Source organism: Streptomyces sp. XM83C, assembly GCF_023072675.1.
GTDB lineage: Bacteria > Actinomycetota > Actinomycetes > Streptomycetales > Streptomycetaceae > Streptomyces > Streptomyces thermocoprophilus.
In genome coordinates this window covers 1-11,311 of sequence record NZ_JALLGL010000200.1, presented here as the reverse complement: position 1 = coordinate 11,311, position 11,311 = coordinate 1, and the positions used below count along the sequence as shown (strand labels likewise).

Sequence of the window (11,311 nt, the reverse complement as noted above, 5' to 3'; positions counted from 1 at the left end):
CGCGTACCGCCCCCGCCCGCCCGAAGCCCAGGCCAGCGGGGACAGAGCCGCCAGGGCGAGCAGCATGCCCGTCAGGGCCCACAACAGCGGTCGCACTCGTCGTTCCTCTCGCATGCGCACCACCGTCCCGCAGCCCGCCCGATCACGGCCGGGACCTGTGGACAACCGGCCGGTTGTGGACAGCGGCGTCACCCGGCACGTCGCGGGTCCCGTACACTTCTCGTGGCGACCCGGGCCACCGGGTCGACTTCGCACGCCCCGGTACGGCCACCGGCAACGGTCCGTATCAGCGCCTCTCGGTCCTTCGTGGCTCGGCGCACCGCGGGCGTCAGGCGCGACGGCCGGCCGGCGGTCGCGGCACAACCGAGAAACCCAAGGAGAAACGGCCATGGCCGTCGTCACGATGCGGGAGCTGCTGGAGAGCGGCGTCCACTTCGGTCACCAGACCCGTCGCTGGAACCCGAAGATGAAGCGCTTCATCTTCACCGAGCGCAACGGCATCTACATCATCGACCTGCTCCAGTCGCTGTCGTACATCGACCGCGCCTACGAGTTCGTCAAGGAGACCGTCGCCCACGGCGGCACGGTCATGTTCGTCGGCACGAAGAAGCAGGCGCAGGAGGCCATCGCCGAGCAGGCCACCCGCGTCGGCATGCCCTACGTCAACCAGCGCTGGCTGGGCGGCATGCTCACCAACTTCTCGACCGTCTACAAGCGTCTGCAGCGCCTGAAGGAGCTGGAGCAGATCGACTTCGAGGACGTCGCGTCCTCCGGTCTGACCAAGAAGGAGCTGCTGGTCCTCTCCCGCGAGAAGGCCAAGCTGGAGAAGACCCTCGGCGGTATCCGCGAGATGCAGAAGGTGCCGAGCGCCGTCTGGATCGTGGACACCAAGAAGGAGCACATCGCGGTCGGCGAGGCCCGGAAGCTCAACATCCCGGTCGTCGCCATCCTCGACACCAACTGCGACCCCGACGAGGTCGACTACAAGATCCCGGGCAACGACGACGCGATCCGCTCCGTCACCCTGCTCACCCGTGTGATCGCCGACGCCGTCGCCGAGGGCCTCATCGCCCGCTCCGGCGCTGCCGGTGACAAGGGCGAGAAGGCCGCGGGCGAGCCGCTCGCCGAGTGGGAGCGCGACCTGCTCGAGGGCGAGAAGAAGGCCGAGGAGGCCCCGGCCGCCGCCGAGGCTCCCGCCGCCGAGACCCCCGCCGAGGCCCCGGCCGCCGAGGGCGAGCAGGCCTGACATCCGGCGTCAGCCGCAGACGGCGGGGACGGTACTCCGAGCACCGGGCATCCGGTGCGGTGCGGTCCGCCCCCGCCGTTCACCCGTAGGTCAGCGGCCGGACGACGGCCATCCCGGCGCACACCGCGTCCGGGCGGCCGTACCGCCGCGGATCTCCGATCTCCCAGACTTCGAGAAAGATTCACAGACTCATGGCGAACTACACCGCCGCTGACGTCAAGAAGCTCCGTGAGCTCACCGGCGCCGGCATGATGGACTGCAAGAAGGCCCTGGACGAGTCCGACGGCAACGTCGAGAAGGCCGTCGAGGCGCTCCGTATCAAGGGCCAGAAGGGCGTCGCCAAGCGCGAGGGCCGCTCCGCCGAGAACGGCGCCGTGGTCTCCATCATCGCCGACGACAACTCCTCCGGCGTCCTCGTCGAGCTGAAGTGCGAGACGGACTTCGTCGCCAAGGGCGAGAAGTTCCAGGCCGTCGCCAACAAGATCGCCGAGCACGTCGCCGCGAACGCCCCGGCCGACATCGAGGCGCTGCTCGCCTCCGAGATCGAGCCCGGCAAGACCGTGCAGGCGTTCGTGGACGAGGCCAACGCCAACCTCGGCGAGAAGATCGTCCTGGACCGCTTCGCGCAGTTCGCCGACGGCTACGTGACGGCGTACATGCACCGCACGATGCCCGACCTGCCCCCGCAGATCGGTGTCCTCGTCGAGTTCGACAAGCCGAACGCCGAGGTCGCCAAGGGCGTCGCGCAGCACATCGCCGCCTTCGCGCCGAAGTACCTCTCCAAGGACGACGTGCCGGCCGAGGTCGTCGAGGCCGAGCGCCGCATCGCCGAGGAGACCACCCGCGCCGAGGGCAAGCCCGAGGCCGCCCTGCCGAAGATCGTCGAGGGTCGCCTCAACGGCTTCTTCAAGGACGCCACGCTGCTGGGCCAGCCGTACGCGCTCGACAACAAGAAGTCCGTCCAGAAGGTCCTGGACGAGGCCGGTGTCACCCTGAAGCGCTTCGTGCGCATCAAGGTCGGCATCTGAGTCCGTACCGCGACCGCCGCGCGACCCGGATAGGGTCGACAACAGTCGCCCCTGCCGAACGCGCACGACACCGCGCACGCGCGTGTGGCGGACGGCAGCAGATCTGACGAGGAGGCCATTGCCGCATGGGATGCGAAACACGCCCCACCGGCAATGGCCTTCTTCGTATGCGCACCACGAGGAGAACCCCATGACGACCAAGCCCGAGAAGAGCGACGACGGCAAAGTACGCGGCCGGTATCTGCTGAAGCTGAGCGGAGAGGCCTTCTCCGGCGGCGGCGGCCTGGGCGTCGACCCCGACGTGGTGCACAAGATCGCGCGTGAGATCGCCGCCGTCGTCCGCGACGGCGCCCAGATCGCGGTCGTCATCGGTGGCGGCAACTTCTTCCGCGGCGCCGAACTCCAGCAGCGCGGCATGGACCGCGCCCGCTCGGACTACATGGGCATGCTCGGCACCGTGATGAACTGCCTCGCCCTCCAGGACTTCCTGGAGAAGGAAGGCATCGTCTCCCGCGTCCAGACCGCCATCACCATGGGCCAGGTCGCCGAGCCGTACATCCCGCTGCGCGCCGTGCGCCACCTGGAGAAGGGCCGCGTGGTCATCTTCGGCGCCGGTATGGGCATGCCGTACTTCTCCACCGACACCACCGCCGCCCAGCGCGCCCTCGAGATCGACGCCGAGGCGCTGCTCATGGGCAAGAACGGCGTGGACGGGGTCTACGACTCCGACCCGAAGAGCAACCCGGACGCGGTGAAGTTCGACCACCTCAGCTACGGCGAGGTCATCACGCGCGACCTGAAGGTCGCCGACGCCACCGCGATCACCCTGTGCCGGGACAACAAGCTGCCGATCCTCGTTTTCGAGCTTCTGGCCGAAGGCAATATCGCCCGTGCCGTCAAGGGTGAGAAGATCGGCACGCTGGTGGGCGAGCACGCCAGTCAGGGCTGATGACCCCCGCTGGGGGATGGACAATGTCCTGCCGGTCGGGAACCGTGCAGGAAGAAGACGCGACGCAGCCGGCCGCCGCCCCCCACGAGGAACCGCAGCCGGGCCTACTCAAGACACGCAGGAGCAAGTGGTGATCGAAGAGACCCTCCTCGAGGCCGAGGAGAAGATGGAGAAGGCCGTCGTGGTCGCCAAGGAGGACTTCGCCGCGATCCGCACCGGCCGTGCGCACCCGGCGATGTTCAACAAGATCGTGGCCGACTACTACGGTGCGCCGACGCCGATCAACCAGCTGGCTTCGTTCTCCGTGCCGGAGCCGCGCATGGCGGTCGTGACCCCGTTCGACAAGAGCGCGCTGCGCAACATCGAGCAGGCGATCCGCGACTCCGACCTCGGCGTCAACCCGAGCAACGACGGCAACATCATCCGGGTGGTGTTCCCCGAGCTGACCGAGGAGCGCCGCCGCGAGTACATCAAGGTCGCGAAGAGCAAGGGCGAGGACGCGAAGGTGTCCATCCGCTCCGTGCGCCGCAAGGCCAAGGACGCCATCGACAAGCTGATCAAGGACGGCGAGGTCGGCGAGGACGAGGGCCGTCGCGCGGAGAAGGAGCTCGACGACACCACCGCCAAGTACGTCGCCCAGGTGGACGAGCTCCTCAAGCACAAGGAAGCAGAGCTGCTCGAGGTCTGATGAACGACTCCACCTGGGGGGCGCCGCCGCACACCGGGCACACCGGACAGACCGGGTACTGGGGCCCCGCCGACCAGGGGCACACGGACCGGGGCTCCGTCCAGGGAGCCGTCCCGGCGGGTCCCGCGTACGATGCGCAGGACGCGCCGCACACTCGCCCCATGCCCATCGTGCCCGACGTGTCCGCCCACGGCGGAGACCAGGATGACGACCGGGGGGCCGCTCGGCTGAGCGGCCCCTTGTTCCGCGACGAGAATCCGGATCCCATGCCCGACGCCCCCCAGCCCACGCCGGCCCCGCAGAAGAAGAGCGCGGGCCGCGACCTGGGCGCCGCCATAGGGGTCGGTGTCGGACTCGGCGCGGTGATCATCGCGTCGCTGTTCGTCGTCAAGGCCGTCTTCGTCGGCGTCATCGCCGTCGCCGTCGTCGTCGGCCTGTGGGAGCTGACCAGCCGGCTCCAGGAACGCAAGGAGATCAAGGCGCCGCTCGTGCCGCTCGCGGTCGGCGGCGCGGCCATGGTGGTGGCCGGGTACGTCCGCGGTGCCGAAGGCGCGTGGGTGGCGATGGCGCTGACCGCGCTGGCCGTCCTCGTCTGGCGGATGACGGACCCTCCCGAGGGCTATCTGAAGGACGTCACGGCGGGCGTCTTCGCCGCGTTCTACGTGCCGTTCCTGGCGACGTTCGTGGCGATGATGCTCACTGCCGACGACGGCCCCTGGCGCGTCCTGACGTTCCTGATCCTCACGGTCGTCAGCGACACCGGCGCGTACGCCGTCGGCTGGCGCTTCGGCAAGCACAAGCTCGCCCCGCGCATCAGCCCCGGCAAGACCCGCGAGGGCCTGTTCGGCGCGGTCGCCTTCGCGATGGTCGCGGGAGCGCTGTGCCTGCAGTTCCTCATCGACGACGGCGCCTGGTGGCAAGGCCTGCTCCTGGGCCTCGCGGTCGCCGCCAGCGCCACGCTGGGCGACCTCGGCGAGTCGATGATCAAGCGGGACCTCGGCATCAAGGACATGGGCACCCTGCTGCCGGGCCACGGCGGCATCATGGACCGCCTGGACTCCCTCCTCCCGACGGCCCCGGTGGTCTGGCTCCTGCTGGAACTCTTCGTGGGCTCGGGCTGACCCCACTTTTTCGAAGGCCCGCCGCACCTGTCACCGCTCAGGGGCGGCGGGCCTTCGCCGTGGCTACGACGGGCCACGAACGAGGACACCCGACGACAGCTTCAGCTTCCGCATGCCCCTGACACAGGGTGCCGGGCTGCAAGAGCGCGGCTTCGTGGGTGGGCGGGCGTGGGGTCGTTGTTCGCGTTGTCACAACTGCCGTTCGTGATTCACTCCCGACGGCTGTGGGACTGACCGCACGAGTCGCAAACGCCCGTCGAAGGCAGCTGGACGAAGCAGCGGCCACAGACCTGCGGGGGCTTCTCGACGCGCCGACGACGACGCTCGACGGTGGCTTGCAGCCTGGGAGCCAGAGCAGGCCTCCCGCCATCAGGCGGCAGATCGCGGCAGAACCGGCGGTAACAAGCGAGGCGCGCCTCGGCGGCATGATGCTCGCGTTCCATCTCGCCCTCCACCGGCGGCTTCCCGGCCACCGTCAGAACTTCTGCGTAGCCCGTGCCGACCTTGCCGTCACCGTGTGGACCACCAGCGCTGTCAGGGGCGGGTCTCCGCGACGGTGTGCCTCACGGACCACCCGGCCCAGCACCGGGGTGATCCAGTTCTGGAGGAGAGCCTTGGTCCGGATACCCGTCCGCCTCTGGATCTCCTCACCCAATTCCTTGTACGTGATCACCGCGTGGTACGTCTCCGCCACGCTGATCAGAATCGAGTACGCCGCCGCAGCCCACGCCTCCTGAGCGGTCGGCTTGGTGGCTCCGGCCGCCTTCTCACGCTCCCCCAGTGACATCCCGCACCCATCCCTCGTCCGTGCCGTCACGCTCCTGCCGCATGCCCGGCGCCGGACGCCATGACTCGCCGCGCGTTGCCGTCCTGCGCCGACAACAGGTACAACCCGGTGGCGTGCGCGGACGACACGCAGGGGAAGCCGATCCGTCTGACAGCCAGAGGCGAGCGGCCAGGGGCCAAGGCGCCCGCCGTTCGAGATCTGGCACCGGGGGCCACGGTCCGCAGACCGCTGCCGGTCTCGCCCCGGCAGGTCACCCATCTGGATCTGCGACACTGGATGCACCATGCCCAAGCCCGGAGAACTCACCTTTGTAGCGCCGCGCGGAGCGAAGTCGCCGCCGCGGCATCTTGCCGATCTGTCGCCTGCCGAGCGCAAGGAGGCTGTGGCCGCGGTCGGGGAGAAGCCGTTCCGTGCCAAGCAGCTGTCGCAGCACTACTTCGCGCGGTACGCGCATGATCCCGCGGAGTGGACGGACATCCCCGCCGGGTCGCGGGAGAAGCTGCGGAAGGCGTTGTTCCCGGAGCTGATGAGTGTCGTGCGGCATCTGTCGACCGATGCCGGGGCCACGCGGAAGACGTTGTGGCGGCTGTTCGACGGGACGCTCGTCGAGTCGGTGCTGATGCGGTACCCGGACCGGGTGACCATGTGCATCAGCTCGCAGGCCGGGTGCGGTATGAACTGTCCGTTCTGTGCGACCGGGCAGGCCGGGCTGGACCGGAATCTGTCCACCGCCGAGATCGTGCATCAGATCGTGGACGGGATGCGGGCGCTGCGGGACGGGGAGGTGCCCGGGGGGCCCGCCCGGCTCAGCAACATCGTGTTCATGGGGATGGGGGAGCCGCTCGCCAACTACAAGCGGGTGGTGGGGGCCATTCGGGCGCTGACCGATCCCGCGCCGGACGGGCTCGGGTTGTCGCAGCGCGGGATCACCGTGTCGACTGTGGGGCTGGTGCCTGCCATTCGGCGGTTCGCCGATGAAGGGTTCAAGTGCCGGCTCGCCATCTCGCTGCACGCTCCCGACGACGAGCTGCGGGACACGCTGGTGCCCGTGAACACGCGGTGGAAGGTGCGTGAGGTTCTCGACGCCGGGTTCGAGTACGTCGAGAAGAGCGGGCGGCGGCTGTCCATCGAGTACGCCCTGATCAGGGACATCAATGATCAGGCCTGGCGGGGGGACCGGCTCGGGCGGCTGCTCAAGGGCAAGCCTGTGCATGTCAACCTGATCCCGCTGAACCCGACGCCCGGGTCGAAGTGGACCGCGTCCCGGCCCGAGGACGAGAAGGCGTTCGTCGAGGCGATCGCCGCTCATGGTGTGCCGGTCACGATCCGGGACACCCGTGGTCAGGAGATCGACGGGGCCTGCGGCCAGCTCGCGGCCACCGAGCGGTAGTCTGACCACCGTCACATGTTCATATTCCGACAGGGGAGCGCCACAGCGCTGAGAGTGCGGCAACCGGGCCGCAGACCCTCTGAACCTCGCCCAGGTCATTCTGGGTAGGGAGTTCGGTCATCACTCAAGCTGTTGCGCCCTGCCCGCGGCACGGAACCGCCCCGGTTCCGAGGTCCGCGGGCAGGGCCGCGTCTCTTCCTGGTCACCTCCAGGAGGAATCCAGTGCAGAAGAAGTTGGTCGTGGCCGCCGCGGTCGGCCTCGGGCTCGTCGCCGTGTCCGCCTGCGGTTCGTCGTCCGACAGCGGCGGCTCCGGCGGCTCGTCGTCGTCCGGCGGGTCCAAGACCGTCACCGTCGTCAGCCATGACTCCTGGGCGGCCTCCAAGGACGTCATCGCCGCCTTCGAGAAGCAGTCCGGCTACAAGGTCAAGGTGCTGACCAGCGGCGACGCCGGGCAGGCCGTCAACAAGGCCATCCTCACCAAGGACAACCCGCAGGGCGACGTCTTCTTCGGCGTCGACAACACCCTGCTGTCCCGCGCCCTCGACAACGGCCTGTTCCAGCCGTACGAGGCGAAGGGGCTCGACCGGATCGACGCCGCCTACCAGCTCGACGCCGGCAGACATCGCGTCACCCCGGTCGACTTCGGTGACATCTGCGTCAACTACGACAAGAAGTACTTCGCCGACCACAAGCTGGCCCCGCCGGCGACCTTCGACGACCTCGTCAAGCCCGAGTACAAGGACCTCCTCGTCACCGAGAACGCCTCCACCTCCTCGCCCGGCCTCGGCTTCCTGCTCGGCACGGCCGCCAAGTACGGAGACGACGGCTGGGAGACGTACTGGAAGAAGCTGAAGGCCAACGGCGTGAAGGTCGTCGACGGCTGGCAGCAGGCATACGACCAGGAGTTCTCCGGCTCCGCCGGCGGGAAGAAGGCCAAGGCCGACCGCCCGCTCGTCGTGTCGTACGCCTCCTCCCCGCCCGCCGAGGTCATCTACGCCGAGCCCCGCCCGAAGGACGCCCCGACCGGCGTCGCCACCGGCACCTGCTTCCGGCAGATCGAGTTCGCCGGGCTGCTCGGCAACGCGAAGAACAGCGAGGGCGGCAAGGCCTTCATCGACTTCCTGGTCTCCGAGCGGTTCCAGGAGGACATGCCGCTCAACATGTTCGTCTACCCGGTCCTCAAGGGCGCCAAGGTTCCGCCGGAGTTCACGCAGTACGGCCCCGCCGCGCAGAACCCCGAGACCATGGCCCCCGAGAAGATCGCCGACCACCGTGACCAGTGGGTCAAGTCGTGGACCTCGCTCGTACTGAGGTGACCCGTCGGCGGACCGGGAACGCGGCGCGGCTCGCCCTGATGGCCGGGCCCGTCGCGTTCTTCGCCGTCTTCTTCGCCTGGCCCGTCGCCGCCATCGTCGCCCGCGGCCTCCACGACGGCGGCACCTGGCAGCTCGGCCGGATCGCCGATGTCGTCACCCAGCCGGACATCCGGCACGTGCTGTGGTTCACCACCTGGCAGGCGCTCGTCTCCACCGCGCTGACCCTGCTCGTCGCCCTGCCCGGCGCATACGTCTTCGCCCGGCTCGACTTCCCCGGCAAGCAGACGCTGAGGGCCGTGGTCACCGTGCCGTTCGTGCTGCCGACCGTCGTCGTCGGCACGGCCTTCCTCGCGCTCGTCGGCCGCGGCGGACTCCTCGACGAGCTGTGGGGCGTACGCCTCGACACCACCGTGTGGGCGATCCTCCTCGCCCATGTCTTCTTCAACTACGCCGTCGTCGTCCGCACCGTCGGCGGCCTGTGGGCCCAGCTCGACCCCCGCCAGGAGGACGCCGCCCGGATGCTGGGCGCCTCCCGGCTGCGGGCCTGGCGGACCGTGACCCTGCCCGCGCTCACCCCGGCCGTGGCCGCCGCCGCGCTGATGGTGTTCCTGTTCACTTTCACCTCTTTCGGCGTCGTCACGATCCTCGGCGGACCCACCTTCTCCACCCTGGAAGTGGAGATCTACCGGCAGACCGCCGACGTGTTCGACCTGTCCACGGCCGCCGTGCTCACCCTCGTGCAGTTCGTCGCCGTCGGCGCCGTCCTCGCCGTCCACGCCTGGACGGTACGGCGCCGGGAGAGCGCCCTGCGGCTCGTCGACGCCGCCACCACCGCCCACCGGCCGCGCGGCGCCGGACAGTGGGCGCTGCTCGCCGGAGTCCTCGTCAGCGTCGCCCTGCTCCTGCTGCTGCCGCTCGCCGTGCTCGTGCAGCGCTCGCTCGACACCCCCGGCACCTTCACCTACTACCGCGAGCTGACCAGCGACGACGGCGGCATGTTCCTCGTCCCGCCGATCGCCGCGATCGGCAACTCGCTGCGGTACGCCGTCGTCGCCACGCTGATCGCCGTCGTGATCGGCGGGCTCGCCGCCGCCGCGCTGACCCGCCGCGACGCCGGCCGGCTCGTCCGCGGGTTCGACGCGCTGCTGATGCTGCCGCTCGGCGTGTCCGCCGTCACCGTCGGCTTCGGCTTCCTCATCGCCCTCGACGAACCACCCCTCGACCTGCGCGCCTCCTGGATCATCGTGCCGCTCGCCCAGGCCCTGGTCGGTGTCCCCTTCGTCGTACGGACCATGCTGCCCGTGCTGCGCGCGGTCGACGCGCGGCTCCGGGAGGCCGCGGCCGTCCTCGGCGCCTCGCCCTGGCGCGTGTGGCGGGAGGTCGATCTGCCGCTCGTACGGCGGGCCCTGCTGATCTCCGCCGGGTTCGCGTTCGCGGTGTCGCTCGGCGAGTTCGGCGCGACCGTGTTCCTCGCCCGGCCGGACAATCCGACGCTGCCGGTGGCCGTGGCGCGGCTGCTGAGCCGGCCCGGCGACCTCAACTACGGGCAGGCGATGGCCCTGTCCGCGATCCTGATGGTGGTCTGCGCCGCCGCGTTGCTCCTGCTGGAGCGGTTGCGGGGCGCCGATCGGACGGGGGAGTTCTAGATGAGCGCGGGGAAGTTCCAGCAGGCCGCCCGTGAGGCTGCGGGGGCGTGGGAGGCTTCGGGGGCCCGTGGGGCGCAGGGGGCCGGTGAGGCCCGTGTCGTCGGCGGGGTCAGGACGCTGCTCGGCCTCGACGGTGCGACCGTCCGTTTCGGTGGGCGCCCTGTGCTGGACGCGGTCGATCTGGACGTCGCCGAGCACGAGGTGGTGTGCGTGCTCGGGCCGAGCGGCAGCGGCAAGTCCACGCTGCTGCGGGCCGTCGCGGGGCTTCAGCCGCTCGACGCCGGACGGGTGCTGCTCGACGGCCGGGACCAGACGGGCGTACCCGCGCACAAGCGGGGCGTCGGACTGATGTTCCAGGACCATCAGCTCTTCCCGCAGCGGGACGTGGCCGGGAACGTCGCGTTCGGACTGCGGATGCACGGCACGCCGAAGAGCGAGACGGCCGCGCGCGTGGACGAACTGCTGGAGCTGGTCGGGCTGCCCGGCGCGGGCAGGCAGGCCGTGTCCGCCCTGTCCGGCGGTGAACAGCAGCGCGTCGCGCTCGCCCGGGCCCTGGCGCCCCGGCCCCGGCTGCTGATGCTGGACGAGCCGCTCGGACAGCTGGACCGGACGTTGAGGGAACGGCTGGTGGTGGAGCTGCGGGAGCTGTTCGGGCGGCTCGGTACGACCGTGCTGGCGGTGACGCACGATCAGGGCGAGGCGTTCGCGCTCGCCGACCGGGTCGTGGTCATGCGTGACGGACGTATCGCACAGGTGGGAACACCGCTGGAGGTGTGGCAGCGGCCCGTCGACGCGTTCGTGGCGCGGTTCCTCGGCTTCGAGAACGTGGTGCCGGCGACCGTGGTCGGCGAGGCCGCGGACACGGCGTGGGGGAAGGTGCCGGTGCCGGAAGGGTCCCCGCAGGGCGAGTGCACGCTGCTGGTCCGGCCGGGCGGGGTGCGGGTGGCCGGTACGGCGGCGGAGGGGCTGCCGTGCAAGGTCGCGGCGCGGACCTTCAAGGGCACGCATGTCGCCGTGCAGCTCCAGCCGGAGGGCGCGCCTCGGCTGGAGGCCGCGTGCGCACTGCGGGACGCGCCGGAGGTGGGGGACGTGGTGGGCGTCGGGTTCGACGCGGGCGAGGTCGTGGTGCTGGGCGGGGG

10 protein-coding genes are annotated in these 11,311 nt (G+C 70.2%); 9 read left to right on the top strand and 1 reads right to left on the bottom strand.

Features of this window, described 5'->3' with window-relative positions:
* Positions 1-388 precede the first annotated feature (388 nt).
* The 5 genes from rpsB (at position 389) to MTQ10_RS21090 (ending at position 5,032) form a co-directional block, all read left to right on the top strand.
* Positions 389-1,246 (top strand): 30S ribosomal protein S2, encoded by an 858-nt coding sequence (rpsB, locus tag MTQ10_RS21110; protein ID WP_247470538.1) that lies wholly within the window; start codon positions 389-391, stop codon positions 1,244-1,246.
* Between the two features lie 191 nt (positions 1,247-1,437).
* Positions 1,438-2,274, top strand: coding sequence for a translation elongation factor Ts (tsf, locus tag MTQ10_RS21105; RefSeq protein WP_247470537.1), 837 nt, complete (start codon positions 1,438-1,440; stop codon positions 2,272-2,274).
* A gap of 190 nt (positions 2,275-2,464) precedes the next feature.
* A complete protein-coding gene (gene pyrH, locus MTQ10_RS21100; RefSeq protein WP_247470536.1) occupies positions 2,465-3,223 on the top strand; it encodes a UMP kinase in 759 nt (252 codons plus the stop codon).
* A gap of 130 nt (positions 3,224-3,353) precedes the next feature.
* Complete coding sequence (frr, locus tag MTQ10_RS21095) at positions 3,354-3,911, top strand: ribosome recycling factor (RefSeq protein ID WP_031120910.1); 558 nt, start codon at positions 3,354-3,356, stop codon at positions 3,909-3,911.
* Entirely contained in the window at positions 3,911-5,032 is a 1,122-nt protein-coding gene (locus tag MTQ10_RS21090) for a phosphatidate cytidylyltransferase (protein WP_247470534.1), read from the top strand. Before frr ends, MTQ10_RS21090 begins: the two co-directional genes overlap by 1 nt.
* Before the next feature lie 475 nt (positions 5,033-5,507).
* On the opposite strand, the gene MTQ10_RS21085 is transcribed toward MTQ10_RS21090, so the two are convergent.
* Positions 5,508-5,819: a hypothetical protein gene (locus tag MTQ10_RS21085; RefSeq protein WP_247470532.1), complete on the bottom strand. Its 312-nt coding sequence runs from the start codon at positions 5,817-5,819 to the stop codon at positions 5,508-5,510.
* Positions 5,820-6,102: 283 nt separating this feature from the next.
* On the opposite strand from MTQ10_RS21085, the gene rlmN reads away from it, so the two are divergent.
* The 4 genes from rlmN to MTQ10_RS21065 form a co-directional block, all read left to right on the top strand.
* Positions 6,103-7,209 (top strand): 23S rRNA (adenine(2503)-C(2))-methyltransferase RlmN, encoded by a 1,107-nt coding sequence (rlmN, locus tag MTQ10_RS21080; protein ID WP_247470529.1) that lies wholly within the window; start codon positions 6,103-6,105, stop codon positions 7,207-7,209.
* A gap of 222 nt (positions 7,210-7,431) precedes the next feature.
* Entirely contained in the window at positions 7,432-8,526 is a 1,095-nt protein-coding gene (locus MTQ10_RS21075; protein ID WP_247470526.1) for a thiamine ABC transporter substrate-binding protein, read from the top strand.
* 38 nt (positions 8,527-8,564) lie between these two features.
* Positions 8,565-10,172, top strand: a complete 1,608-nt coding sequence (locus tag MTQ10_RS21070; protein ID WP_247470554.1) for an ABC transporter permease — start codon at positions 8,565-8,567, stop codon at positions 10,170-10,172.
* A gap of 117 nt (positions 10,173-10,289) precedes the next feature.
* Positions 10,290-11,311: ABC transporter ATP-binding protein (locus MTQ10_RS21065; protein ID WP_247470540.1), on the top strand; the 1,022-nt coding region annotated here is incomplete at its 3' end.

Bases quoted from the DNA above. Each gene is read 5' to 3' on its own strand.
- rpsB (WP_247470538.1), top strand. From the start codon at position 389: ATGGCCGTCGTCACGATGCGGGAGCTGCTGGAGAGCGGCGTCCACTTC.
- rlmN (WP_247470529.1), top strand. From the start codon at position 6,103: ATGCCCAAGCCCGGAGAACTCACCTTTGTAGCGCCGCGCGGAGCGAAG.
- tsf (WP_247470537.1), top strand. From the start codon at position 1,438: ATGGCGAACTACACCGCCGCTGACGTCAAGAAGCTCCGTGAGCTCACC.
- MTQ10_RS21070 (WP_247470554.1), top strand. From the start codon at position 8,565: ATGGCCGGGCCCGTCGCGTTCTTCGCCGTCTTCTTCGCCTGGCCCGTC.
- MTQ10_RS21090 (WP_247470534.1), top strand. From the start codon at position 3,911: ATGAACGACTCCACCTGGGGGGCGCCGCCGCACACCGGGCACACCGGA.
- pyrH (WP_247470536.1), top strand. From the start codon at position 2,465: ATGACGACCAAGCCCGAGAAGAGCGACGACGGCAAAGTACGCGGCCGG.
- MTQ10_RS21085 (WP_247470532.1), bottom strand. From the start codon at position 5,819: ATGTCACTGGGGGAGCGTGAGAAGGCGGCCGGAGCCACCAAGCCGACC.